Below are 23,581 nucleotides of genomic sequence, written 5' to 3'. Positions count from 1 at the left end.
GGGAGGAAGGTTAGACATTCTCTTCAATCCTGCGCACGTCCCCCAACGAATCACGCTGCATCGACTGCAGGTTTTTCTCGATGGTTTCGCACAGCGCTTCCATCTGAATCTGATGCTCGCTGTGGCGAAACGGGCTTTGCAGATCGGTGCCGATGCGCTCGATGGCCAGCAGCATGAAACCGACCACGGTGGAGGCCAGCGGTGTGAACCAGCCAAGAGACTCCACCAGCCCCACCGGTACGATCAGGCAGAACAGCGAAATAAACAGGCGCGGGAAATACACATAAGGGTAGGGCAGCGGCGTATTAGCAATGCGCTCCATGCCGCCCTGGCTGTTGGACAAATCCACCAGTGTCGATTCCAGCCGCGCCAGACGAATGCTGTCCAGACGCCCGGCGTTGTATTCCCGGGCAAGCAGCGCGGCCGAGCCGGTGAGGATGTCGTTGGCAAAGTTATTGGTGGTGCCACTGCGGGCGAATTCGTCAGCGGGAATGAACGCCCGGACCTCTTCAGGGCAAGGCTGGCCTTGCAGATGCGCGGCGAGGCAATTGACATAGGCGACGTGGCGGCGCAGCAGGGTCGACTTGACCGGATTAACCTCACTGCCAGGGTCATCCAGTAACGTCAGCACCTGCCGGGCGAAGCTGCGCGAATGGTTGATCATCGAACCCCACAGCGTCCGCGCTTCCCACCAGCGGTTGTACGCGCTGCTGTTACGGAAACTGATCAGCACGATCAACGCCGAACCCAACAAAGTCAGAGGCATCAGCGGCAAATTCAGCTTGGCGTTGAGGAAAAGCATGAAGTCCACGGTGACCGCAATATCCCAGAGCAACAGCCAGAACAAGGCCCAGCCGACATAACCCAGGGTCTTGATGATCAAACGGTATTTTTTGACGATGGCAGCTTTCAAACGGAAACCTCGTGGCGAGCGGGAAGCATTGATGCCTTAGCTCGGACGGTGGTTTGGGGTGAAAGGTTCGGTGGCTGATTTCAGGCAGGTCGCAAATTGGTTGGGTGAGCGAGTTTAGTCGGGACGCAATAAACAGCGGCTTTTGATAGGAAAAAGCCGCTGATGGAAAGAGCTAAGGTATGACGATCAAGCGAAACTCAAACGTCGTTTTTCGCGAGCCTGTTTGTATTCGGCCTGCAGGCTAAACCACACAAAAGTGCAAAACACCAGGCCTCCCAAGGCATCCATCGAAAACTGTCCAGCCTGGAAAAAACCACGTTGTTGCATCTGGCTATATTCCCAGCCCCAAGATCCCGCCACATAGATAAAAGTTATTGCGACCACCCACTGCGCGACGAACACTTTAGAGAACGCGGTCAGCATTCTGCGGCGTAGCAAGACAAACCAACCCGTTCGAAAGCGTGTTTTACGAAAGGGTGCTTTAGCCGTGTAGCGCGAAACCAGCAAGATAGCCAGCAACGCGATCCCCGATGCGGCCATTGAACCCAAAAAGTGTTCAATAAGGCTCGGCTCATTGAAGCTAAGGGTTTTGAAAGCCACGTTAACAGTCGAGTCCAGTCGGAATCGGCTAGTGAGCGCCAGTGCAGAAGCACCGATCGCAACAATAAATGCCATCCAGAACAGCTTGTTCGGGAATCCGGATTTTTGCATTGACTTACCTTTGGGTCGGTTGAAAAACGAAGGTCGACATGACCGTTGTCGATAATACGGTGCCGAACTGGCATTGCAATCCAAACCAGGGCTTCGTTTTTCAGCGCGCCCATCAAAGGCTACTAGTCAACCATCACCTCATCCAGCGCCTGCTCTAGCGTACTCACAGTGCGTTCGATATTGTGCAGTTTTTCCAGCCCGAACAGCCCGATACGGAAGGTCTGGAAGTCGGCCGGCTCGTCGCATTGCAGCGGCACGCCGGCGGCGATCTGCAGGCCATGGCTGGCAAATTTCTTGCCGTTTTTGATATCGGCATCGTCGGTGTAGCTCACCACGACGCCCGGCGCCTGAAAGCCTGCCGCGGCGACGCTTTTGAAGCCTTTGCCGGTCAACAGGGTGCGCACCCGATCGCCCAGCGCCTGTTGCTCGTCGCGAATCTTGTCGAAACCGTAGGCTTGCGTCTCTTTCATCACCTCGTTGAAGCGTGCAAGGGAATCGCTCGGCATCGTCGCATGGTAGGCATGTCCGCCTTGTTCATAGGCCTGCATGATCTGCAGCCACTTTTTCAGGTCACAGGCAAAGCTGCTGCTTTGGGTGTGCTCGATACGCTCCAGCGCTAAAGCACTGAACATCACCAGCGCGCAGCATGGCGATGCGCTCCAGCCTTTTTGCGGAGCGCTGATCAGCAGGTCAACGGCGCATTTGTGCATATCAACCCAAAGCGTGCCCGAGGCGATGCAGTCCAGCACGAACAGACCGCCCACCGCATGCACGGCGTCGCCGACGGACCGCAGGTAGTCGTCGGGCAGGATGATCCCGGATGAGGTTTCAACGTGAGGGGCGAAGACGATCTTCGGCTTTTGCGTCGCGATCGCTGCCAGCACTTCGTCCAGCGGCGGCGGGGCGTACGCGGCCTGATGACCGCTTTCCACCGGCCGGGCTTTCAGCACCGTGGTGGCCGCCGGGATATTGCCCATCTCGAGGATCTGGCTCCAGCGATAACTGAACCAGCCGTTGCGTATCACCAGGCATTGCTGGCCGGTAGCAAACTGGCGCGCCACCGCTTCCATGCCGAAGGTGCCGCTGCCCGGCACCACCGCAACCGCCTCGGCGTTGTAGACCTGCTTCAGGGTCTTGGAGATGTTCTTCATCACCGCTTGAAAGGACTGCGACATGTGGTTCAGCGAGCGGTCGGTGTAGACCACGGAGTACTCGACCAACCCCTCGGGATCGATACTGGGATAGAGCTTTGACATGGCGTAACTCCTTTGGCAGAGATGTCAGTGGGTTCGACCCTGCCTCAAGCCATGACAAATGACAAGTTGGCCGGATTGAATGGCGGCTTCGGTCAAGCGGCATTGAAAAGCTCGGGTGAGCATCATTGGGACGCAAGTGTAGGCAAAGGGCAGGGATGAGCTGATGCAATTGCGCAAATGCGGTTAGAGTGCTCGCCATAGTCTTGATCGTTGTGTGAAGAATGAATCCCTTGCTGTTTATTTCTCTGGATGGCCCCAAAGGCACCGGCAAAACCACACTGTTGGAGGCCGTTACCGCAGCACTGAGAGCGGACAAGCAGAAAGTCATTCGGCTTTGCGAGAGAAAAAGCGATCCCTTCAGGGCTGAAACCATGGCCCTCGTTAACCAACTCGCCAGAAATCCTTCCGCGGAACTCGAGTGGGCTGTGTGTCAGCGTTTTGCCGATAGCCGAAGCTGGATCTCCCGACACGTGCTGCCTGAACAACCGCCGAACAGCATCATCCTGATTGATCGTTGGTATCCGTCGGATGCCGCCTTTCGCCACACCGTGCCGTTTGCAGAAATTCTTCAATTGAACATGGAGCGAGACGTGCGAGTGCCGGATCTGCATGTCGGGGTCGTCACTGCACCGGATATTTCATGGGCGAGGGCAACAGCACGATCGCGCGGGCTGGGCGGCACGGTGATTCAGAAGCACGCCGAGCATGTTGCGTGTACCGAGATGTTCGAGCAGGCGGTTGCGGATCAGGGCTGGGTGTTGTGCCGTAATGAAGGGACAATCGAGGAGGCGACGATGCAGGTGGTCAGTGAGATTTATAGAGTGCTTCGGTGATTGTCGAGGTGCAAAAGGACATCCATCCGGGCCATTGCCCATCATTTCATTCTGCTCGGGCCAGAGTCGCCATAGGAATCGAATCGGGGGAGGGTGAGGCGAAGCCAGTGCTCAGCCACACTGGATGCATGAACAGTTAGTTGCTAGAATCCTGGCAATATTCCATATTTATTTATGCCAAGGATGATGATGAGCACCGGCTCTCTTCAAATCAATTTAGGTCTTTTTGAACCTACTCTTTTAGCTCTGTACGTTCTTGCAGCCATCTTGCTCATCGCGCTCTACCGCAAGACCGATGCTCAATGGTGGACGCCGTTTGTGCACGGCATCTTTTTTGCCATCGTGACCATCATCGCCGGCGCCTGCGGCGTTTCAGACAAGTACACGAATCCGGCTCTCTTCATCACGCTCTGTACCGTCGTGGGCTACTACGTTTTCAGCATCAGTGCCTATGTTTTCAATGTGGTGCGCAGATCGATGCGCATGAACCGACTCTGGTCTGCGATCCCGAGAGACCAGCGTCGCAGAAAACCGCACTGGCCATGGACGCCTTTCAATGAAGCCTGGTACGACACTGCGCACTCAACCCTGGGCGAAATGCTTCAAAACGCTCAGATCACAGAGGGGCTGGCGCTCCTTGAGGAGCTTACCGAAGAGCACCTGATCACGCTTTCAAGGAAGCGAATCCAGTGTGCCTACAAAGACGAGTACGAGATCCTGCGAGACGGCGATTGGCCAAAGCACGCAAAGTACTTCATCAAGGCAGTCGCTATTCCTGCGATGGAGGCGCATGGGCTCACTGTGCATCCTCCGCTTAAAGCCATGCTCGAATTGATGAATGACATCGTCCCGGCCACCGCGTCACTCGATGACCAAACAACAGAAACTCAGCTTCACGAGCACAGCTCCGGCTCTGACTATGAGATGCATGTGGCGCGGATCCTGGAAGAGGCCGACTGGCAGGCGAAGATGACACCGGCCACCGGGGATCATGGTGCAGACATCATTGCTATCAAAGGCTCCTTTCAGGCGGCGATCCAGTGCAAGTATTACTCCCAGCCTGTTGGTAACGGTAGCGTCCAGGAGGCTTACTCTGCGAAAGGCTTTTACCGCTGTGATGTGGGCGCCGTAGTCTCTAACGCGTCCTTCACGAAAGCCGCTCGAACAGCCGCTACCAGCCTGAATGTGCCACTTCTTCACCATGACGACCTCGTTGAAACCCTTGAGAAGCTGCGAATGCACGCGTTGACTTGAGTTCGTCTCGGGCGCGTCGAGCTTGCATAGGCGCGCGGTGTTTCCTGGTGGGCTGGCGCAGGTGGCTTTGTGTTGCGCTCAAAGCCTAGTTTTCTGATAGGACTGGAGGGGTAACGCGAGGGGCTGATTTTCCACTAGACGGAGTTTTGTGCAAAAACCGACTGAGGTTTAGTGGATTGGACACTGAAAGCTAGATGCCGTCAGCCATAGGACATGATTTAACATAATATACATTACACGTAACACGATATTACAGATCTAGCCCAGTCACACACTGGAATTGAATCTCCAGCATCACCTCCAAGCACCTTTAACCTCGCCGATGCCCATCCTTGAAATCTCCACCTCTCAATCATCGTCACGCGTCAGCATTTCTATCAGCACTCGATGCTGTGGAAACCGCGCCGACAGTTTCCGTCGATCACCCATCTCCATGTCCGCAAAATCAAATCCAGGTGAAACCGCTTCACTGATCAATCCAAATCCGTTCGAACCGCTCAGCAAGCGTGAAGCTTTCCAGATCCCGCCTGGTACGTGTAATTGCAATTGCTGACCGCTCAAAACTTCACTACCCATCACCAGCGTTTGCAGTGAACCGTCAGCATGAATGAGGCTGTACTCAATGGCGTCGCCCAAATGGAAATAATGCAGAATGTCGGATTGGTTGAAATGGAACTGGCCCACCGGCGAATCTTCGGTCAGCAGATAGTAAATCGAGGTCATCAGGTATCGAGGACCACCCGTGGTTTCGAGCATTTCTCTATGATCAGCCTGATAGGTTCTGCGGAAATAGCCGCCTTCGACGTGAGGCTCCAGGTCCAGCGCTTTGATGACGTCCTGTGCAGGGTTTTGGTGTGAAATCATGGCCTTATCCGTAAAATTGGCAGTGTTTGACTTTAGCTCTACTAAACGGTCATTTAGTAGAGCTAAGTATTGACTCTAGTCGATGCCCTCCTCCAAAGGCACCTTCAGCGCGCCCTGATGCTATGCCGGGCGGTAATCACCGAACCCACGTGAACGCCTGAAATGTCCCCGCTCATCACTTTTCCTGCACGGGCCATTTCCCAGGCATCGCGGGCCTCGTCCAGGTCACGGTTGAGTGTTTCCGGTGTCTTGAACGTGGTGTACAGAGTGATCAACGTGAGCAGGCTCAGATAGCAAGCGATCGGCAGCCATGCATTGATCCCCGCGCTGGCATCGCCGTCATGGCTCGCCACTACCAGAGCGATGATGCCAGCCCCGATCATCGGCGCAATGCCCCCGGCGATGACCGCGGACACTTCCCGAGCGATCGATACCCCCATATAACGGTGACGCGAGCCAAAGAGTTCAGGCATCAACGCAGCCTGGGTGCCGAACATGCCCCAGGTCCCGATGCCCAGCGCGATGGAGATCGCAATGATGCTCGCCACTACATCGCCAAGACTCAGCACCCACCACACCGGAAATGCCAGTGCCAGTTGTAGCACTGCGAAAGCCCGGTAGACCACGACACGACCAAACCGGTCGCTGAGTTTTCCGGCAATCGGCACGGTCATCGCGCCGAGGCAGGCTGCACAGATCAGGGTCAAGACGCCCACCGGCCCTTGCAAACCCACGACGCCGACGATGTAGCTCACCGCCAAAGCCTGGTATATCGATGACCCACCGTTCTCTCCAAGGCGCAGCCCGATACCGAGCAACAACGTCGGTCTGGAGTGTTCCATCGCACTTTTCAATGGGTTGTCGCAGACACGCTTGAGCGCCTTGAGACGCACGAACGTCGGTGATTCCTGAAGCGACATACGCATGTACAAGGCCAATGCCACGATGACCACACTGCTGAAAAACGGCACGCGCCAAAGCCCGCTCTCAATGACGTTGTCATTGCCGCTGACCACCAGGAAATACACCAGCGCCGCGAGGATGGTGCCCAACTGAATACCGAGGAATGGCAACGCCGCGTAGAAACCGCGCCGCCCCTCGGGCGCGTATTCGGTCATCATCACTGCCGCACCGGCCTGCTCCGCCCCGGCACCCAGCCCCTGCAAAAGGCGCAGGACGACTAACAATACCGGTGCCAGATAACCGATCTGATGGAAGGTAGGCAGTGCGCCAATCAGGGTGCTGGAAATACCCATCAACAGCACCGTGGACGTCAGCACGAACTTGCGCCCTACCCGATCACCCAGCATGCCGAACAGTACGCCGCCCAAGGGGCGTACCGCAAAGCCCAGAAAGTAGGTGCCGAAACTGGCGATCAGGCTCATGGCACGGGTCTGCTCGGGGAAGAACAGCGGCCCGAAGATCAGCGCCGAGGCCAAGGTATAAAGTGCGAAGTCGTAGTATTCAAGGGCGCTGCCCAAAGAGCAGGCCCAGGCGGCGCGATGCAGGTCTTTCTTTTGTTCGCGCGCGTCGGGGATCAAAGCAACGTCGGATGGTGAGTGATCATGAGCCATCGTGTTACCTCCAGGTGCCTTTCTGGCATCTTGTTATTCACGGGTAGTGGGATTGCTTACAATTTCAGGCGCTGTATTTCCTCGAGCATGGCCTGCTCCATGATGTCGATGGGCGCGTCTTTGCCGGTGTACAGCTCGATCTGCCGACAAGCCTGATGCACCAACATGCGAGTGCCGGAGACGGTGCGGCAACCCAGCGTTTTGGCTTGCAACAGCAGCGCGGTCTGCACCGGCATGAAAGCCACATCCATCACAATCAGGTGGCTGGCCAGAACGCCGTCCAGCGGGTTGCTCTCAGGCTGTTTGAAACCTACGGAGGTGGCGTTTATGACGATGTCGAACGACGTCGCCGCAAATGCTCCGACGTTGCCGCCCCACCGGGCGCCGAGATCCTCGGCCAGGGCGGCACCACGTTCGATGCTGCGGTTGAATACCGTGACCTCCGCCGCTGCTTGCAGGCAACCGTAAACCACCGCGCGAGCTGCGCCGCCGGCACCGATCACAGCGATACGCTTACCACTCAGATCGGTGACTTCTTGCAGGGCGCGCACGGCTCCCAGGTAGTCGGTGTTGTAACCGGTCAACACGCCCTCGACGTTGTTGATGGTGTTGACCGCACCAATCACTTGGGCCGATTCGTCGATCTTGTCCAGACAAGGCATGACTGCAGTTTTGTACGGCATCGAAACGTTCATGCCGCGCACGCCCAGCGCGCGAATGGCCGCCACGGCCGCAACCGGATCTTCGACGCCGAAACAGACAAAGGTGTAGTCCAGGCCCAATGCGGCGTAAGCGGCGTTGTGGATTTTTGCCGAAAGCGAAAACGGCGACCCCATGATGGATCCACACAAGGTTGGCAGGGATTGAGGCATGTTGGTGTCCTTCACGAGAGTTAGACGACGCTGGTCAAGCCACCATCGACAAAAAGGGTCTGGCCGTTGACGAAGTCGGAGGCTGACGAAGCGAGAAACACCGCCGCACCGCACAGTTCCTCGACATTGCCCCAGCGTCCGGCAGGCGTTCGTTGCACCAGCCAGTCGGAAAAAGCCGAGTCATCGACCAGCGCCTGGTTCAGTTCGGTTCGGAAATAGCCAGGGGCCAGGGCATTGATCTGCAGGCCATGCCTGGCCCAGTCGGCGCACATGCCACGAGTGAGCATGCGCACGGCCCCTTTGCTGGCGGCATACGGCGCGATAGAGGCGCGAGCCAGTTCGCTTTGTACCGAGCCGATGTTAATGATCTTGCCGCGCCGGCGAGCAATCATGTGTCGGGCCACGGCCTTGGACACGTTGAAGACGCCATCGAGATTGGTGCTCATGAGTCGATGCCAGTCTTGCGCACTCACGTCTTCAAGCGCCTGACGATGTTGCAAACCGGCGTTGTTGATCAGAATGTCGATCGGGCCTGAGCGGTGTTCCAGCGCATCGATCGCGGTTGCAACGGCCTGGTGGTCGGTCACGTCGAACAATGAATATTCCGCGTCCAGCCCCTCATCCCGTAACAACGCGCAGGCACTTTGTGCGCGTTGGGCATCGCGACCATTAATCACCACCTGAGCGCCCGCCTGTGCCAACCCGCGCGCCAGAGCAAGCCCAATACCTCGCACCGAGCCGGTGATCAGCGCCCGACGCTGATTCAGGCGAAAGTTATCGATCATCTGTGCCTCCCCTTCTTGGTTTTATGCATAGGGCAACGACCCCACTTTCGACCGCTTCCGCCCCGGCGTGCCAATCGTTTATGGTGATGCCGTAATCACCGATCGTGATCACCAGAAACACCGTACGGATCAGGAGGATCAATGGAACTCAAGCATTTGCGGGCTTTTGCAGCCTTGGCTGAGGAACTGCACTTTGGTCGTGCGGCAGCGCGTCTGCACATCGTCCAGCCGGCGTTGAGTGCGCAGATACGCGCACTGGAAGACGATGTTGGCGCGCTGCTGTTCGAACGTGATCGTCACGGCGTCGAGTTGACCGAGGAAGGTGCGCTGTTTCTCCCCGAAGCCTTGGCAACCCTGCGTCAGGCCGCTCGGGCCCGTGAAGTGTTGCAACAGGCGGCAGCCGGAGAAGCCGGGGTGCTGCGTCTGGCATTTGTGTCGTCGACGCTGGCGCACTTGTTGCCAACGCTTGTGCGTACGCTGGAGCAGCGCTACCCGCGCATCGAGCTGGAACTCAAGGACATGCCCTCGCTGCCGCAGACCCGGGCTTTGCTGGACAACGCCCTGGATTTCGGTCTGGTGCGCTTACCCTTGAATGTGCCTGGCGTACACACCCGTTTGCTCTTCGAGGAGTCGCTGGTGGTGGCGCTGCCGCAAGACCACGCACTTTGCAGCCAGGCTCGTATAAAACCTCAAGATCTGGCCGGATCTGCGGTATTGGTGCTCGCGCGCAAATTCGCGCCCGGTTTATACGACCAAATGCTGGCGGGTTTTCATCGCCGCAAAGTGACGTTGACCATCGCCCGGGAAATGGGTGAGTTCACTACACAATTGGCATTGGTCGCTGCCGGGCTGGGCGTCGGTATTTTGCCAGGTGGCGCCGCTTCAGCGCTGCCAGTCGGCGTGGTGACCCGGCCACTGGCGCTGCCCATGAGCGGCGCGGGCATCGGTGTGGCCTGGCTCGGACTGGAAAACCCACGGAAGCGAGCATTGATGACAGTGCTGGACGAACTCTATCCAGTGTAAGAAATACATCCAATGTTCCGGCAACTGATGTTTGATCCCTTCAGTGAGTGAGTTTCAGACGCTAAGGGCAGCATCATCAGCGTCAACTCGTCACCGCACGGAACGGGAATGACTCAAGGTAGCGTTCGCTGATCGCACGACATCAAGTGCCGCCCCTCCTTCACTGGCAAATTGTTTGGCAGGCTATGCACACCGGTGCAGTCACCGTGATTCAAGCGGTTTTTGCAGCCAGATTTCGCTGTCTAGTCAACATGAAACATGGGGTACGCCTTGATCGATAAAACGTTTGAATCCATCGCTGCCGCACTTGATGGGATAGCCGATGGCTCGACCATCATGGTCGGTGGTTTTGGTACCGCCGGCATGCCATCCGAACTTGTGGATGGTGTGATCGCCTCGGGCGCCCGCGAGCTGACCATCATCAGCAACAATGCCGGCAATGGTGAAATCGGTCTCGCCGCCTTGCTCAAGGCTGGGCGGGTTGCCAAGGTCATCTGTTCGTTTCCGCGCCAATCCGATTCCTATGTATTCGACGAACTTTACCTGGCCGGAAAGGTACAGCTTGAAGTCGTTCCGCAAGGCAACCTGGCGGAACGCATTCGCGCCGCCGGTTCAGGCATCGGTGCGTTTTATTCGCCAACAGGCTATGGAACGCTACTGGCTGAAGGCAAGGAGACGCGGGTGATCGACGGCCGCAACTACGTGCTGGAAATGCCGCTGCACGCCGATGTGGCACTGATCAAGGCCGAAAAAGGTGATCGCTGGGGCAACCTCACCTATCGCAAGGCTGCACGTAATTTTGGGCCGATCATGGCCATGGCGGCGACAACGGCTATCGCTCAGGTCAACCAGATCGTCGAGTTGGGCGAGCTGGATCCCGAGCACATTGTCACACCGGGGATCTTCGTTCAGCGCGTAGTTGCCGTGCCACTCGCCCGTCTTCCGAAAGCCAACGCCAACTGAGGTCCGCCATGACTGTTTTGAACAAACTTTCGCGTAGCGAAATGGCCCAGCGTGTGGCCGACGATATTCTTGAAGGCTCCTACGTGAACCTCGGCATTGGCGTGCCGACGCTGGTGGCCAATTATCTGGGTGACAAGGAAGTGTTCCTGCACAGCGAAAACGGTGTGTTGGGCATGGGCCCGAGTCCGGCGCCGGGCGAGGAAGACGATGATCTGATCAATGCCGGCAAACAACACGTAACACTGCTGGCCGGGGGTGCCTACTTTCATCACGCCGACTCCTTTTCAATGATGCGTGGTGGACACATCGATATCGCCGTTCTGGGTGCTTTTCAGGTCTCGGTCAACGGTGACCTGGCCAACTGGCACACCGGTGCTGAAGGTTCCATTCCGGCCGTGGGCGGCGCCATGGACCTCGCGACTGGCGCACGCCAAGTGTTCGTCATGATGGATCACCTGACCAAGACAGGCGAAAGCAAGTTGGTGCCGCAATGCACCTACCCGCTGACCGGCATTGGCTGTGTGACGCGGATTTATACTGACTTGGCCATCCTCGACGTGACGGCTGAGGGCTTGAAGGTCAGGGAGATTCTGGCTGATATCAGCTTTGAAGATCTGCAATCGCTCAGTGGTGTGCCGCTGATCCAGTGACGGGGTTCGTCGGTTCGCTCCCCCCTGCGCCGGACGACATTGCGTACGTCCGGCGATGGATTCTGACGCTTGAGTTTCAAAACCGCAGGGCCAGCGCTGGCGGTCGAAGCTGATCAGAGTGCTCAGGCGAGAAAGTCTTCCACCAGTTTTACCCAGCAATCGGCGCCCAACCGGATCAGCTCATCATTGAAGTCATAGTGCGGGTTGTGCACGGAGCAGCCGTGAAACTCGCCCTCACCATTGCCCAGCAAGAAATAGCACCCCGGCACTTCTGCGAGCATCCAGGCGAAGTCCTCGGTACCCATGACCTTTGGTCCTCGGCTTTGCAGGTGGCCAGGTTCAAAAAGTGGTTCAAGGCTTTCGCGCACTCTTTGTGTTTCGGTGGCGTCGTTGATCAGTGCCGGGGCCAGCGGAGTGAACTCCAGGTCAATGCTCACGCCGAATGATTGCTCGTGACCGCGGATGATCTGCTCAAGTCGCCGATTGATCTTTTGCTGAGTCTGCGGAGTATCGGTACGCACGCTGATCAGCATGCGCGCCTCATCAGGAATGATGTTGTAGACACTCCCGGCCTGGAGCATTCCGATGCTGATGACCGCGTACTCTTCTGGGCCGAGATTGCGCGACTTGATGGTCTGGATCGCATTGATCAGGCTGGCTACAACAGGCAATGGATCAACCGATTTCTCTGGCATGGCGCCGTGTCCACCTTGGCCGGTGATAAGCAGTGACACACGTTCCGAGGACGCCATGGTCGGCCCCGCCTGAACCACAGCGGTGCCCAACGGGTAACCGGGCATGTTATGCAGCGCGAAAATCGCATCGCAGGGAAAACGCTGAAACAGGCCGTCGTCGATCATCGCCTTGGCCCCACACAAGCCCTCCTCGTCCGGTTGGAAAATCAGATTCAGGGTGCCGTTGAATTCGCCGTGGGTTGCCAGACGATAAGCCGCCGCGAGCAGGATTGCGGTGTGCCCGTCATGCCCGCAGGCGTGCATGCGATCGGCAATCTGGCTGGCATGCGCAAAGGTGTTTTTTTCTTGCATGGGCAGCGCGTCCATGTCGGCGCGCAGACCGATACGGCGTGGGCCCTCGCCTCTTTTCAGGACACCGACCAAGCCATGCCCGCCGATACCGCGATGCACCTGATAGCCCCATTGCGTCAGTTTGGCGGCGACCAGTTCAGCGGTGTTCGGGGTTTCGCCGCCCAACTCAGGCGCAGCATGAATTTGTCGGCGCAAGGCGATGAAGCTTTGCAGTTCGGTTTCGCTTAACGCTGATTTATTTTGTTGGTTGCGCATGGGTCAGTCTCGTCCAATGTTTTCCGGGAACAGTTTCAGGCAGCACAGGCTGATTACGCCGCCGACAAGCAGGTAGAACGCCGGGGCCGTGGGTGTGTTGAGTGCCGAGGTAAGCCAAGTGGCGATCAACGGTGAGAAGCCGCCGAACAAAGTGACGCCGAAGCTGTAACTCACCGAGGTGCCGAGCGCGCGGTGGGGCTTGGCGAAGGCTTCCATGATCATCGCGAAAAACGCCCCGGAGCCCACGCAACCTGGCAGGACTAGCAGTGCAACGATCAGCATCGCGATGTACAAGTCAGTGGTATGCGACAACAGCCAAAGTGCGGGCCATGCTGCGATAACCGGTAAGGTCATCGTCCAGACCAACAGTTTTTTGCGCAGACCGTGGCGGTCGGCGTAACGCCCTGCAATTGGAGTGATGATCGCCAGGCACGCGGCTGCAACGCAGGCAATCGCCAAGGCGCTGCGCTGCGGATAATGCAGCGCGCTCACCAGATACGCCGGCATATAGAAAATGAACAAATACATGCCGATGGTGGCGCTCGCCATCAGGCCGGTGGCGAGTGCGGTGTTGCGCAGATCAATGACCTCGCGCCAGCCGGGTTTGCGCACGGTTGAAGGGGCGGCGCTGATCGTGGTCTGTTCAAGGGTTTCCGGCAGGCAGCGGCGGATGTACCAGCCGACAGGGCCAATCAGCAAACCGATGACAAAAGGAATACGCCAACCCCATGCTTCCAGGTCGGGCGCGGTCATGACACTGCTCAGAAGAAGTCCGATGCCAGCCCCGACCAGCGCCGCGTAACCCTGACTCGCAGCCTGCCAACTGACGTTGCTGCAACGATTGCCGGTCGCCGACGATTCCATCATTAACACCGAGGCGGTGCCGATTTCGCCGCCAGCGGAAAAACCTTGAGTCAGCCGGCCGATAACCAGCAGAGCAGTGCCCAATACCCCGGCTTGCTGATAAGTGGGGGCGAATGCGATCAGCGCTGTACCTAGAGTCATCAGTGCGATGGTCAGCGTTAGCGCGGCCTTGCGCCCTTTCCTGTCGGCGAAACGGCCAATCACCATTGCTCCGACCGGACGCATCAGAAAGCCCACTCCGAACGCCGTCAACGACATCAGCAATGAGGCGATCGGCGACTGGGCGGGGAAAAAGTTCTTGGCGATGATCACGGCAAAAAAGCTGTAGATCGTGAAGTCGTACATCTCTAGGGCATTGCCGAGGGCGCACGCTACCGTGGCTTTTCTTGAGTTGGATGTGGCCGGATTGGAACGCATCGTTCCGTCGGCCAGGGAAGTGTCCGAATGCAGGGTCGTCATGGCACGCTCCGATTTCTTATTGGCGTTATGCGAGACCAACTATCGGGGAACTCCGAAGACGAATCACTTGCGCTTTTTGCAGGCAATTAACCACTGGTTAACTTGCTTGCGTCACGTCCTTTGAATGCGCCCTACAACGGTGCCGCGCGAGGGCTTGAAGGCGGGTATCGCACCAATGGCTTCCATTCTCCAGACTCATGCAGTCGCCGAATCGAGGTAATCGGGCTTGTTTTTGTGATCTTTGCGCACTCTTGTTGCCCTCAATGCACCGGTCATTCGCCAGCAAATTAACCATTAGGCATAGCCATGCAAAATTGACCATTTCCGCCGGTTTTTATTTTCGTGGAGGCTGCGATCCATCAGCCATCACGTCTACGGAGCGTCTGAAATGGTTATGTCCGCCGCGCGCAATTGTTCATTGACCGCTTTGCTGTTGGGGCTCGGGCTACCGACGTACAGCCAGGCTGAGGGATTCCCTGCCATTGCCCGAGTAGCGCCGGGATTTGGCTATTACAACGTCGATAAGGGTTACACCGACAAGCTCAATGTCTACGGCACGCTCGATGCGTTTGTGAATTACCAGGACTCGGGCCATCACTCCGGAAGCAAACTTGCGGGCGGTGGCGCCTGGACCAATAAGCTCGGGCTTTACATGCGCAAGGCCCTCAACCCGGACACGGTGCTGGAGTTCGACGTCGAGGAAGGTTTCAACCTCAATGGCCAAGCGCTCGACGAGCACTGGAAGCAGGTCGGCACGCTACGGTTGGCCGTAGCGGCGCTGCGTTCTCGGGACTACGGCAAGCTGGAATTCGGTAAAACCTATGGCATGGGCACGCCGACGTTTGCTGATCCGTTCCTGGCCACCTACGGTTCGCCCTATACCTACCTGACCAGCCCGCCGGCCGGGCGTGGTGCCTATTATCTGGATATGCGCCCCAAGCACACCCTCGCCTACACCACGCCAAAATTCGCCGGTTTCAGCGTGGCCACCGCCGTGAGCCTGGGCTTGAACGATACCGCCAGCTCCGGCAAAACCGTGCGCGGCAAAGGCATGAGTGTTCAGTACAGCAATGCGCGGTGGATTTTGCTGGGCTCATTCAATGATTACTTGAGCGATCCATGGGACGACGGCGACCGTCAGCGGCAGACCCACAACTACTTCAAAAGTGCTTCGGCGTTTTATGACTTCGGGCCGCTGTCTGCCAATGTCACCTGGCAGCGCCAGGACGTCGACTACCACGCCACACCGAGCATGAGCGCATGGACGTTGGGCCTTTCCGCGCCCGTCGGCAAAGCCGATGTGGCGCGCATGGCACTGGTCAAGCGCGACATCGAATTCGGCGACAAGGACGCCACCGGGATCATGGTCGGCTACGACCATTTCCTGAAAAAGAACTGGGCCATCTACGGTCGGCTCGCCCTGATCGATAACCGCCCCGAATCCGCCATCAGCTATGCGGGAATCCCCCTCGAGCAAAGCGGCGACGACCCCAGCAACCTGGCCGTCGGCATGTACTATCACTTCTAGTAAGTCGGCTCTGCCGAAGACTCAGCGGCCAATTTGGATTTGAGACCGCTGAACAGATCTCTCGCCGGCGACGTCAGCGAATGGCGGTCAACGCATACCAGATAAATCGGGTACTCCGGGATGACCTCCTCGACTTCGACGAGGACCAGTTCCGGTACCCGTCCCGGCGGCAGTGCACTGCCCAGCGCCAGATTGCTCAGGGTCATGAACGCATCGGCATTCTCGACCAGGCGCAAGGCCAGAAACAACGAGGCGCACTCGATGACCTTCTGCGGCGGATGAATATCGTTGACCTCGAACATTTGGTAGAACTGTGAGGATCGGTCGTCTACCTCGTCCAGGCTGATCCAGTTGGCGTACTGCAATTGCCGCAACGAGGGCGAATGCCGCATCGGGTTGTTCGGACTGCATACCACCGTGCCCTTGATCCGGTGCAGGGCTTCCCAATCGAGATTCAGACGTTGAGTGTTTTGTTGAGACGTCAGGGCAAAGTCCAGCGTCCCGTCGCGCAAACGCTGGACGATATGGCTGGGGCGCAGCTCGATCAGCTTGATCCGCACGCGAGGGTTCTTGGCCTGATAGTCACTGATGCATTTCTCAAAACCCGGCAGCATGGCGGTCAGTGAAGTGACGCCGACAGCCACCTCCCCCACGGCCATGTCGTGAATATTGTCGGCCTCGATTTGCAGGCGCCGCATGCTCTCGACCGCCATGTGCGCATGCCGGATGATCCGCCGGCCTTCGTCAGTCAACGACATGCCTTTATAGGAACGCTGCAGCAGGGTCAGGCCCAATTCGCGCTCCAGATCCTTGATGGAACGGCTCAGCGCAGGCTGGGTGACATGCAACATCTGCGAGGCTTCATTGATGCTGCCGCACTGGTTGATCGCGACCAAGGCTCTGATTTGATGGAATTTCACGGTGTGCGACTCGCTTTTTATTTGGCGCCAACCATAAAGCAAGATGCCGGCCAGTTACCACTCTGTCGCTGAGCGCAGCTCGCCAGGCTGATGCGGATCCGCTTTAGGTTGAACCTCTGTTGCTGACGTGGACTCCCAAACCTGAATTCAGGAGAAACGTATGACCCAGACAGCTTTGGTCGTGGGCGCCAGCGGCATCGTCGGCAGCGCCATCACCCAGTTACTCATCGACAACCAGTGGCAGGTCGCCGCGCTCTCGAGGCACCCGTCGCCAGTGCAAGGCGTGATACCTATCGCGGCAGACCTTCAGGATCCTGCTTCGCTGGAGCATGCGCTGGCAGATTTGAAACCCACTCATGTGTTCATTACCACATGGTCACGGCAAGCCACGGAGGCCGAGAACATTCGTGTCAATGCCGCCATGGTTCGCAATGTCCTCGACGCCATTCGTCCAGCCAAGAGTGTCAAGCACGTAGCACTGGTGACTGGCCTGAAACACTACCTCGGCCCATTCGAAGCTTATGGTAAGGGCAGCCTTCCGCAGACACCGTTTCGCGAAGACCAGGGGCGACTGGATGTCGAGAATTTCTACTACGCCCAAGAAGACGAACTCTTCGCCGCTGCTGCAAAGGACGGCTTCACCTGGAGCGTTCATCGCCCGCATACCGTCACCGGGGTTGCTGTAGGTAATGCGATGAACATGGCAACCACCCTCGCCGTCTATGCCTCGATTTGCAAACAGACCCATCGCCCTTTCGTTTTTCCAGGATCAAAAGTGCAGTGGGACAGCCTTACCGATATGACGGACGCCCGGCAGTTGGCGAAACAACAACTGTGGGCGGCCACCACGCCGGCTGCGGCCAATCAGGCATTCAACGTCACGAATGGCGATGTATTCCGCTGGAAATGGATGTGGAGCCGAATTGCCGACTACTTCGACTTGCCTGCTGCCGATTATCCCGCTTCACTTTCGCCGCTCGAGAAGCAGATGGATAACGACCAGGCAGCATGGACGCAAATGGTTGCGGAACACGGTTTGAAAGAATCCGATATTGGTCGCCTGGTGTCCCCATGGCACACCGATGCAGATCTCGGCCGCCCCATCGAAGTAGTCACGGATATGTCGAAAAGCCGTGCAATGGGCTTCACTGCGTATCAAGCAAGCGATCAGGCATTTTTCGACGTGTTCGACAAACTACGCGAGATGCGCTTGATACCCTAGGTTCTGCCAGCAACGCTGTCTGATTTTTCCACCGAACCAACCGCGCTACTCCCATCACGATAATTTCACATTGGCGGGTGTACGGTTGTGACAGCTCCTTAAGTGTTTCCCGACCCGTGCCCCCATCGCGGGTCTTTTTTTGTGCTGAACAAAGAGATCAGTGTCTTTATGTGATGTGCTCCGCACTATGGCTTGAACGTGCCAGTCATCGTTGATACAGCGACCTCCGCGTGCCAATCAGCAAGCATGCTGCCACCCCGTCAGCGTGGATCCTGCTGAGTATCCATCACCGCATTATCCGTCTCCTCCCGCACACGCTCAGGGTCTAGCCCGACGTCGTCATCAAGCGGACGCTCACCCTCGTTATCCGGCAGTTCGTCAATCCCCTCCTCCTTCATCGGGTCAACCTCAGTGCGCCCCGGGCTCAATGGATCGGGTGACGTGGGCATTGGGTCGTCCTCACCCATACCGCCTTGAAGCTTAGGATCGTGATTCATAGACACCTCTCAGTACCCTCAATGGTGGGGGCATGTACCTTTGAGAGGGTTGGTATTTCGAGTGTTCGATTTATTGGCTTACCGACCGTCGCCAGCCTGCCATTTCAGCCTTTCAGTCATCTCGATGGAACGTTGCGCAAGCCCCTATCCTCTATCGCAACACCAGCGAATCTGAGGACTTCATCATGAAGTATCTGGAGAAGCGGCCTTTGAAGATCGGAGGTGAGGAATGCATCCAGTAACACCTGACGGTCGTTACTTCGTTGTCAAAGGGCAGCTGTGGCGCTGTTCAAATCCATCATTGCAAGAGGACGTGCGCCAGCGTCTCGTCGATGCACTCATGGCAGCTCGACGGGAGGTGAAGAAAGCAAAGGATGCGGAAGACGAATCGCAGATGAAGCGCGCTCGGGAAAAAGTACAACTGGCCAAAGTAGCGCTTGGTGAGCGGGGCCCTGTTTGGTGGGTTGATGGCAGTCCTGATTTCAATCGATTCCGGGTCACTAACTCGCCTTATGCTGAATGGTTCAGGTTGCTTCATGCGTCTGATTAACCCTTGGCTCAAGGCGGAAGCAAGGCGATGGAAACCGCAGTGGCATTCATGCATCGGCGACGCCATCTGGGACATGCTTGCCGCACGACGCTGCAAGGCCACCGGTATAGGGCTGCTTTCAGGTGGTTATGACACAGGAGAGCTTGAACGTGCAGGTGCACTCCGAGTCTACGAGGATCCTCTGGCACTGCTGCAGCACCTGGACGAGGTGGCTTCCCGTCCGTGAGCCTTCTGTAGACACTCATTCAAATGCCCCCCTGCCAACGTATTGGCAGAAGACGCCGCGCTTACAACCTGAATACAGCTACGAAATCACCCCCAAGTTGACTAAAAAACGATAACTAAAAAGGGCCTTGTCAGGCCCTTTTGTATTTAAACCAAAATCACTTGGCCAACCAGGACTCGACAGTCGCGGAGCCGTGCTCAGCTTTCCAGTCTTTCAACGTCTTGTGATTACCACCCTTGGTTTCAACAACACGGCCCGCACTTACAAGGAGTAGCGCCCGAGGTCTCTCGCCCGGACAGCCGATATTAATATCTGTTTCCAAGCGACAATAGGCCCCGAGTTGATTCCCTGTGCATGGCCGATGCTCCCTTTCTTATTGATGAGTATCCGCCTCCTCAGCCGGATAAACCTCTCGACTGGCCAAAGTATCACCAGCTGCTCTGGCGCTAGCTCCTTGAGGTAGTGATCCATCGATTCGCAGATCGAGTAGCGTCCGCACAGGGTGTCACCCGTCGAATTGTCGTACCTATGAGATTGACCGCAAGCGAAGCAAATCGTTAACTGTATATACGTACAGCTAACCTCTTAAGGCTTGCATCATGAGCATCACCATCCTCGGCCCTCTCGCGTCTGGCGGCATAAAGCTGCCCTTCTATTCATCCAGGGTGCCGGCGGGTTTCCCCTCCCCTGCGGCTGATCACATCGAAAAACACATTTCCCTCGATGAGCTGTTCGATATCCGCGCGCCGCACGTGTACCTGGTGAGAATTGATGGAGACAGCATGCAGGGCGCCGGCATCTATTCAGGGGATCTGGTGGTCGTTGATCGGAGCATCGATGCGGTCAGCGGCGATATTGTCATCGCAGCACTCAATTCCGAGCCCTTCTGCAAGCGTCTGCTTCTGCGCGAGAACGCCGTGATGCTTTTGTCAGAGAATTCAAAATACCCGGCAAGGCATGTCATGGAGGGCGATGAGCTGGTGATCTGGGGTGTGGTGAAATACAGCGTGCGCAATCATGAAAACACTTGAGCCAGTCTTTGCCCTGATTGACTGCAACAGCTTCTATGCGAGCTGCGAGCGAGTGTTCAGACCCGACCTGGCAAAGACACCTATCGTGGTGCTGTCCAACAACGACGGCTGCGTGATCGCGCGCAGCTACGACGCCAAGCCTTTCGTGAAAATGGGCCAGCCGTACTTTCAAATCAAAGATCACCTTCGCCGGCATGGAGTCGTGGCCTTCAGCAGTAATTACGCTCTGTACGGCGATATGAGCGAACGCGTCATGACGATCATCGAATCGATGGTGCCAGCGCTCGAGGTCTACAGCATTGACGAGGCGTTTGCCGATCTGACCGGCGTCCCAGGCGATCTATGTGCTTTTGGGCGGCATATGCGTTCCACTCTTTTCAAGCGCACGGGGGTTCCAGTCGGGGTGGGTATTGCCCGCACCAAAACCCTGGCGAAGCTCGCCAACCATACCGCCAAGCGGCTGCTGGATATCACCGGTGGTGTGGTGGATCTGTGTGACCCGTTCAAACGCGACTGGACGCTGCGCAACACTGATGTCGGCGAGGTCTGGGGCATCGGCAGGCGCATGAGGGCCCACCTGGAAACAATGGGCATCAAGACCGCCATGGACTTGGCGAAAGCCGATCCGTGGATGCTTCGTCAGAAATTCAGCGTGGTAATCGAAAAGACCGCTCGCGAGCTTGCCGGCACGTCCTGTCTGGAACTGGGTGAAGCTGCCCCACCCAAGCAAGAGATTTGCTGTAGCCGGATGTTCGGCACCCGGCTCACGCAGATCGAGCCGATCAAGGAGGCCGTCGCCACCTACACCCAGCGCGCGGCGGAAAAGCTCAGAGCGCAAAACTCGCTGTGCAAGAAGATCCGCGTGAGTATCAGGACAGGCATGTTCAATCCCGAAGAAGCGAAGTACGCGAACGGCGCACTCGTCGAACTCCCCTACCCGACAAACGACGTTCGACTCATGACCAAGGCTGCGACCGAAGCGGTCAATCGCCTCTTCCGACCAGGCTTCAAATACAGCAAAGCGGAAGTTCTGCTGATGGATTTGCGCCAGCCCGGTGAATTCACGGATGACTTGTTTGCACATTCCCAGCCCGTTACGGCGGACAAAGTGATGACCGTCCTCGATGAAATCAATGGTCGTTGGGGAAAGGGAGTTCTTCGCCTGGCCAGCGTGCCGGCGGCGCCTGATTGGGCGATGCGCCGGGAGTTGATGAGTCAGAGCTACACGACGAAGGTTGATCAGCTGTGGACGGTAATGGCCCGGTAAGCGGTCGTTGAAAGCGCACGGCAACCTGCATGAGCGGGCCATCGTATCGATTGCAAGTTGATAGCACTTTTCACGCTCACCCTACCTCCAATGACATGTGCGTTTCTCCTGACAACCTGGAGGTCTCTATGTCGATACGCAAGATCGTTCTGCTTTGCTGTTTGGGTGTGGCACTCGCCGGGTGCGCAGGCTCGGGCCAGGAGCCCCCTCCCACCACCATGCAAGTCGACCTGCAAAAATACCAAGGCACCTGGTACGAGCAGGCCAGGTTGCCTATGTTCTTCCAGCGCAATTGCCAGCAGTCAGAAGCGCATTACGGTCTGCGTGATGATGGCCGCATTGACGTCACCAATCGTTGCAGGGAACAGGATGACGAATGGAAAGAGGTACGCGGAATTGCCGAATCGCAGCAGCCAGGCAAAACAGACAAGCTCTGGGTGCAGTTTGATAACTGGTTCAGCCGCATCGCGCCAGGAATAACCAAAGGCGAGTATTGGGTGCTTTACCACGACCCCGCCTACCAGTTCGCACTGGTCGGCCACCCGAACCGGGAATATCTATGGGTGCTTTCACGCGCCTCTGAAATTAACGGCGTCAACCGCGAACAGCTGCTGAAGATTGCTCAGCAACAGGGGTATGACACCAGCAAACTGATCTGGCGTCCGGCAGACCCGACCAAGCCCTAGCCCACTGGGCACCTTACGCCCGGAGACCTTCGAGGAAATGCACATGCTCAAGAAATGGATACTGCTGCTATGCATTGGCCTAGCAAGCTGCAGCCAGGTGGATGTGCAGACCTACAGCCACGAGACGCCCACGCTTGAGTTGCGCGAATTCTTCGAGGGCCGGGTCGAAGCGTGGGGCATGTTTCAAAAGCACTCGGGCGAGGTCACGAAGCGCTTTCATGTGGTCATCAATGGCCACTCCGAAGGCCGCAGACTGATCCTCGACGAGTCGTTTACCTACAGCGACGGTACTACGCAAAAACGAGTGTGGACGCTAACCCCTGCTGGCCCTGGCCAATGGCGCGGAACCGCTGGCGACGTGGTGGGCGAGGCGCTTGGTGAGGTGGCAGGCAATGCACTGCGCTGGAAATATGTGCTGAACCTTCCGGTGGATGGCAAGGAGTATGAAGTTCATTTAGATGACTGGATGTACCTGATGGACAAGAACACCCTGATAAATCGCTCGTTCATGAGCAAATTTGGTGTAGAGGTCGGCCAGATCACTTTGTTCTTTCGCAAAGAGCCTTGAGGCCGAGGGTGACTGCTCCATGATGGTACTGCCACGGATGACGCTATGCGCTTTCAATGAATGCCTCTCTACACCGTCTTCACGTCATCGACCGGCAATGAAGCAACCATTTCTGCCCGGCACACCTCAAGAATTTCATCAGCAAGTGCGGAATCATCCGGGCAGGCACGCGACAGAATAATAGCGCCGACGGCCCGCGACAGCAGGTCGATCATCTTCTTGCGCCCCTCACCCGCCTCGGCCTCCGGCCCTGTCGGGTACTTCTCGCCCAGGGTTTGCAGGGTGTGCTCAATGCCTTGGGCAAATGTCGCTTTCACCTCATCTGACTGGCGCGCCGCGTCGCCGCCCAACGCGGCCATGGTGCAACCGTCACCACGTCCGTCGCGATGCTCTCTGTTCACGTAGACGTTGATGAAGCCCGGCACATCCAGCGCCTGAGCGCCGGTCAGCGATTTGGCCAGACTGCACGCCGAGGCTTCGGCCATTAGGTCGGCCTTCGACCCGAAGTGTTTGTAGAAACCGCCATGGGTAAAACCGGCGGCCGCCATGAGATCGGCCACGCCGACGCCGTCAAAGCCGCGCTCACGGAACAGCTCTGAGGCCGTTTCAACGATGTGCTCTCGATTGGCCTGCGCCTGGGCCTTGGTCACTCTCACGTGCAATACCTCGTGTTTGCGGGGAAATCCTGCGCCCGATAATACATAGATGTTGGCCATAATCAAAACCGTTGACAGTTTAGATTTCGATCATCATCCTAATTGCTC

Annotated in this window: 24 protein-coding genes and 2 pseudogenes; 13 read left to right on the top strand and 13 right to left on the bottom strand. The window is 57.2% G+C overall.

What is annotated here, in order from left to right; all coding sequences use genetic code 11:
• Positions 1-10 precede the first annotated feature (10 nt).
• The 3 genes from ACZZ0B_RS11540 to ACZZ0B_RS11530 form a co-directional block, all read right to left on the bottom strand.
• Positions 11-913: a bestrophin family protein gene (locus ACZZ0B_RS11540; protein WP_463545227.1), complete on the bottom strand. Its 903-nt coding sequence runs from the start codon at positions 911-913 to the stop codon at positions 11-13.
• A gap of 186 nt (positions 914-1,099) precedes the next feature.
• Positions 1,100-1,624 (bottom strand): hypothetical protein, encoded by a 525-nt coding sequence (locus tag ACZZ0B_RS11535; protein ID WP_463545226.1) that lies wholly within the window; start codon positions 1,622-1,624, stop codon positions 1,100-1,102.
• Between the two features lie 122 nt (positions 1,625-1,746).
• Positions 1,747-2,880, bottom strand: a complete 1,134-nt coding sequence (locus ACZZ0B_RS11530) for an aminotransferase class V-fold PLP-dependent enzyme (RefSeq protein ID WP_463545225.1) — start codon at positions 2,878-2,880, stop codon at positions 1,747-1,749.
• Between the two features lie 221 nt (positions 2,881-3,101).
• On the opposite strand from ACZZ0B_RS11530, the gene ACZZ0B_RS11525 reads away from it, so the two are divergent.
• On the top strand, positions 3,102-3,713 hold the full coding sequence (locus ACZZ0B_RS11525) for a dTMP kinase (protein WP_463545224.1): 612 nt from the start codon (positions 3,102-3,104) through the stop codon (positions 3,711-3,713).
• 189 nt (positions 3,714-3,902) lie between these two features.
• Positions 3,903-4,967: a restriction endonuclease gene (locus ACZZ0B_RS11520; RefSeq protein ID WP_463545223.1), complete on the top strand. Its 1,065-nt coding sequence runs from the start codon at positions 3,903-3,905 to the stop codon at positions 4,965-4,967.
• Positions 4,968-5,315: 348 nt separating this feature from the next.
• Here the strand turns inward: ACZZ0B_RS11520 and ACZZ0B_RS11515 are convergent, their stop codons facing one another.
• From ACZZ0B_RS11515 to ACZZ0B_RS11500, 4 genes are all read right to left on the bottom strand, one after another.
• The gene (locus ACZZ0B_RS11515) at positions 5,316-5,831 is read right to left on the bottom strand and encodes a cupin domain-containing protein (RefSeq protein ID WP_463545222.1); all 516 of its coding nucleotides are present in this window, start codon (positions 5,829-5,831) and stop codon (positions 5,316-5,318) included.
• A gap of 104 nt (positions 5,832-5,935) precedes the next feature.
• Entirely contained in the window at positions 5,936-7,405 is a 1,470-nt protein-coding gene (locus tag ACZZ0B_RS11510) for an MFS transporter (RefSeq protein ID WP_463545221.1), read from the bottom strand.
• 56 nt (positions 7,406-7,461) lie between these two features.
• Positions 7,462-8,277, bottom strand: a complete 816-nt coding sequence (gene aroE / locus ACZZ0B_RS11505; RefSeq protein WP_463545220.1) for a shikimate dehydrogenase — start codon at positions 8,275-8,277, stop codon at positions 7,462-7,464.
• A 20-nt stretch (positions 8,278-8,297) separates the two neighbouring features.
• On the bottom strand, positions 8,298-9,062 hold the full coding sequence (locus tag ACZZ0B_RS11500) for an SDR family oxidoreductase (RefSeq protein WP_463545219.1): 765 nt from the start codon (positions 9,060-9,062) through the stop codon (positions 8,298-8,300).
• A 141-nt stretch (positions 9,063-9,203) separates the two neighbouring features.
• On the opposite strand from ACZZ0B_RS11500, the gene ACZZ0B_RS11495 reads away from it, so the two are divergent.
• The 3 genes from ACZZ0B_RS11495 (at position 9,204) to ACZZ0B_RS11485 (ending at position 11,698) form a co-directional block, all read left to right on the top strand.
• Positions 9,204-10,085 carry a LysR substrate-binding domain-containing protein gene (locus tag ACZZ0B_RS11495; protein WP_158831388.1) on the top strand — a complete coding sequence of 294 codons (882 nt, stop codon included), beginning with the start codon at positions 9,204-9,206 and terminating at the stop codon, positions 10,083-10,085.
• A 270-nt stretch (positions 10,086-10,355) separates the two neighbouring features.
• Positions 10,356-11,048: a 3-oxoacid CoA-transferase subunit A gene (locus ACZZ0B_RS11490; protein WP_463545218.1), complete on the top strand. Its 693-nt coding sequence runs from the start codon at positions 10,356-10,358 to the stop codon at positions 11,046-11,048.
• Between the two features lie 8 nt (positions 11,049-11,056).
• The gene (locus ACZZ0B_RS11485) at positions 11,057-11,698 is read left to right on the top strand and encodes a 3-oxoacid CoA-transferase subunit B (protein ID WP_158831392.1); all 642 of its coding nucleotides are present in this window, start codon (positions 11,057-11,059) and stop codon (positions 11,696-11,698) included.
• Positions 11,699-11,820: 122 nt separating this feature from the next.
• Here the strand turns inward: ACZZ0B_RS11485 and ACZZ0B_RS11480 are convergent, their stop codons facing one another.
• The gene (locus tag ACZZ0B_RS11480) at positions 11,821-12,999 is read right to left on the bottom strand and encodes a M20 aminoacylase family protein (protein WP_008077445.1); all 1,179 of its coding nucleotides are present in this window, start codon (positions 12,997-12,999) and stop codon (positions 11,821-11,823) included.
• Positions 13,000-13,002: 3 nt separating this feature from the next.
• A complete protein-coding gene (locus ACZZ0B_RS11475) occupies positions 13,003-14,322 on the bottom strand; it encodes an MFS transporter (RefSeq protein WP_463545217.1) in 1,320 nt (439 codons plus the stop codon).
• 388 nt (positions 14,323-14,710) lie between these two features.
• On the opposite strand from ACZZ0B_RS11475, the gene ACZZ0B_RS11470 reads away from it, so the two are divergent.
• The gene (locus tag ACZZ0B_RS11470) at positions 14,711-15,850 is read left to right on the top strand and encodes a porin (protein ID WP_463545216.1); all 1,140 of its coding nucleotides are present in this window, start codon (positions 14,711-14,713) and stop codon (positions 15,848-15,850) included.
• Here ACZZ0B_RS11470 and ACZZ0B_RS11465 read toward each other — a convergent pair.
• Complete coding sequence (locus ACZZ0B_RS11465) at positions 15,847-16,770, bottom strand: LysR family transcriptional regulator (protein ID WP_463545215.1); 924 nt, start codon at positions 16,768-16,770, stop codon at positions 15,847-15,849. The two genes, ACZZ0B_RS11470 and ACZZ0B_RS11465, sit on opposite strands and share 4 nt — an antisense overlap.
• Before the next feature lie 160 nt (positions 16,771-16,930).
• Here ACZZ0B_RS11465 and ACZZ0B_RS11460 point away from each other — a divergent pair, with 160 nt between their 5' ends.
• A complete protein-coding gene (locus tag ACZZ0B_RS11460; RefSeq protein ID WP_463545214.1) occupies positions 16,931-17,992 on the top strand; it encodes an SDR family oxidoreductase in 1,062 nt (353 codons plus the stop codon).
• 260 nt (positions 17,993-18,252) lie between these two features.
• Here ACZZ0B_RS11460 and ACZZ0B_RS11455 read toward each other — a convergent pair whose 3' ends face one another.
• Positions 18,253-18,489, bottom strand: coding sequence for a hypothetical protein (locus tag ACZZ0B_RS11455; RefSeq protein ID WP_007917634.1), 237 nt, complete (start codon positions 18,487-18,489; stop codon positions 18,253-18,255).
• Between the two features lie 229 nt (positions 18,490-18,718).
• Between ACZZ0B_RS11455 and ACZZ0B_RS11450 the strand changes: the two genes are divergently transcribed.
• Both ACZZ0B_RS11450 and ACZZ0B_RS11445 read left to right on the top strand, forming a co-directional pair.
• Complete coding sequence (locus tag ACZZ0B_RS11450; protein WP_463545213.1) at positions 18,719-19,039, top strand: hypothetical protein; 321 nt, start codon at positions 18,719-18,721, stop codon at positions 19,037-19,039.
• A 52-nt stretch (positions 19,040-19,091) separates the two neighbouring features.
• A pseudogene (locus ACZZ0B_RS11445) lies at positions 19,092-19,265 on the top strand (HAD family hydrolase); the annotation flags it as partial.
• 157 nt (positions 19,266-19,422) lie between these two features.
• Here ACZZ0B_RS11445 and ACZZ0B_RS11440 read toward each other — a convergent pair.
• Positions 19,423-19,521, bottom strand: a pseudogene (locus tag ACZZ0B_RS11440) (transcriptional regulator); the annotation flags it as partial.
• 343 nt (positions 19,522-19,864) lie between these two features.
• Here ACZZ0B_RS11440 and ACZZ0B_RS11435 point away from each other — a divergent pair.
• The 4 genes from ACZZ0B_RS11435 to ACZZ0B_RS11420 all read left to right on the top strand — a co-directional run bounded on the left by ACZZ0B_RS11435 (position 19,865) and on the right by ACZZ0B_RS11420 (position 22,817).
• The gene (locus ACZZ0B_RS11435; RefSeq protein WP_008077459.1) at positions 19,865-20,296 is read left to right on the top strand and encodes a LexA family protein; all 432 of its coding nucleotides are present in this window, start codon (positions 19,865-19,867) and stop codon (positions 20,294-20,296) included.
• Positions 20,283-21,563, top strand: coding sequence for a translesion error-prone DNA polymerase V subunit UmuC (umuC, locus tag ACZZ0B_RS11430; protein ID WP_463545212.1), 1,281 nt, complete (start codon positions 20,283-20,285; stop codon positions 21,561-21,563). The genes ACZZ0B_RS11435 and umuC overlap by 14 nt, the downstream gene beginning before the upstream one ends.
• Before the next feature lie 128 nt (positions 21,564-21,691).
• Positions 21,692-22,249 carry a lipocalin family protein gene (locus tag ACZZ0B_RS11425; protein WP_463545211.1) on the top strand — a complete coding sequence of 186 codons (558 nt, stop codon included), beginning with the start codon at positions 21,692-21,694 and terminating at the stop codon, positions 22,247-22,249.
• A 43-nt stretch (positions 22,250-22,292) separates the two neighbouring features.
• The gene (locus ACZZ0B_RS11420) at positions 22,293-22,817 is read left to right on the top strand and encodes a DUF3833 domain-containing protein (RefSeq protein WP_440093794.1); all 525 of its coding nucleotides are present in this window, start codon (positions 22,293-22,295) and stop codon (positions 22,815-22,817) included.
• 68 nt (positions 22,818-22,885) lie between these two features.
• Here ACZZ0B_RS11420 and ACZZ0B_RS11415 read toward each other — a convergent pair whose 3' ends face one another.
• Positions 22,886-23,473 (bottom strand): TetR/AcrR family transcriptional regulator, encoded by a 588-nt coding sequence (locus ACZZ0B_RS11415; protein WP_463546932.1) that lies wholly within the window; start codon positions 23,471-23,473, stop codon positions 22,886-22,888.
• Positions 23,474-23,581 lie beyond the last annotated feature (108 nt).

It is taken from the genome of Pseudomonas sp. AC247, assembly GCF_979258015.1.
Note: the sequence above shows the minus strand (reverse complement) of the source record. Positions and strands in the feature narration are given on the sequence as shown.

Excerpts from the sequence above, each read along its gene's own strand:
- ACZZ0B_RS11535 (WP_463545226.1), bottom strand. The coding sequence starts at position 1,624 with ATGCAAAAATCCGGATTCCCGAACAAGCTGTTCTGGATGGCATTTATT.
- ACZZ0B_RS11530 (WP_463545225.1), bottom strand. The coding sequence starts at position 2,880 with ATGTCAAAGCTCTATCCCAGTATCGATCCCGAGGGGTTGGTCGAGTAC.
- ACZZ0B_RS11525 (WP_463545224.1), top strand. The coding sequence starts at position 3,102 with ATGAATCCCTTGCTGTTTATTTCTCTGGATGGCCCCAAAGGCACCGGC.
- ACZZ0B_RS11520 (WP_463545223.1), top strand. The coding sequence starts at position 3,903 with ATGAGCACCGGCTCTCTTCAAATCAATTTAGGTCTTTTTGAACCTACT.
- ACZZ0B_RS11515 (WP_463545222.1), bottom strand. The coding sequence starts at position 5,831 with ATGATTTCACACCAAAACCCTGCACAGGACGTCATCAAAGCGCTGGAC.
- ACZZ0B_RS11510 (WP_463545221.1), bottom strand. The coding sequence starts at position 7,405 with ATGGCTCATGATCACTCACCATCCGACGTTGCTTTGATCCCCGACGCG.
- aroE (WP_463545220.1), bottom strand. The coding sequence starts at position 8,277 with ATGCCTCAATCCCTGCCAACCTTGTGTGGATCCATCATGGGGTCGCCG.
- ACZZ0B_RS11500 (WP_463545219.1), bottom strand. The coding sequence starts at position 9,062 with ATGATCGATAACTTTCGCCTGAATCAGCGTCGGGCGCTGATCACCGGC.
- ACZZ0B_RS11495 (WP_158831388.1), top strand. The coding sequence starts at position 9,204 with ATGGAACTCAAGCATTTGCGGGCTTTTGCAGCCTTGGCTGAGGAACTG.
- ACZZ0B_RS11485 (WP_158831392.1), top strand. The coding sequence starts at position 11,057 with ATGACTGTTTTGAACAAACTTTCGCGTAGCGAAATGGCCCAGCGTGTG.
- ACZZ0B_RS11480 (WP_008077445.1), bottom strand. The coding sequence starts at position 12,999 with ATGCGCAACCAACAAAATAAATCAGCGTTAAGCGAAACCGAACTGCAA.
- ACZZ0B_RS11475 (WP_463545217.1), bottom strand. The coding sequence starts at position 14,322 with ATGACGACCCTGCATTCGGACACTTCCCTGGCCGACGGAACGATGCGT.
- ACZZ0B_RS11470 (WP_463545216.1), top strand. The coding sequence starts at position 14,711 with ATGGTTATGTCCGCCGCGCGCAATTGTTCATTGACCGCTTTGCTGTTG.
- ACZZ0B_RS11460 (WP_463545214.1), top strand. The coding sequence starts at position 16,931 with ATGACCCAGACAGCTTTGGTCGTGGGCGCCAGCGGCATCGTCGGCAGC.
- ACZZ0B_RS11455 (WP_007917634.1), bottom strand. The coding sequence starts at position 18,489 with ATGAATCACGATCCTAAGCTTCAAGGCGGTATGGGTGAGGACGACCCA.
- ACZZ0B_RS11450 (WP_463545213.1), top strand. The coding sequence starts at position 18,719 with ATGCATCCAGTAACACCTGACGGTCGTTACTTCGTTGTCAAAGGGCAG.
- ACZZ0B_RS11435 (WP_008077459.1), top strand. The coding sequence starts at position 19,865 with ATGAGCATCACCATCCTCGGCCCTCTCGCGTCTGGCGGCATAAAGCTG.
- umuC (WP_463545212.1), top strand. The coding sequence starts at position 20,283 with ATGAAAACACTTGAGCCAGTCTTTGCCCTGATTGACTGCAACAGCTTC.
- ACZZ0B_RS11425 (WP_463545211.1), top strand. The coding sequence starts at position 21,692 with ATGTCGATACGCAAGATCGTTCTGCTTTGCTGTTTGGGTGTGGCACTC.
- ACZZ0B_RS11420 (WP_440093794.1), top strand. The coding sequence starts at position 22,293 with ATGCTCAAGAAATGGATACTGCTGCTATGCATTGGCCTAGCAAGCTGC.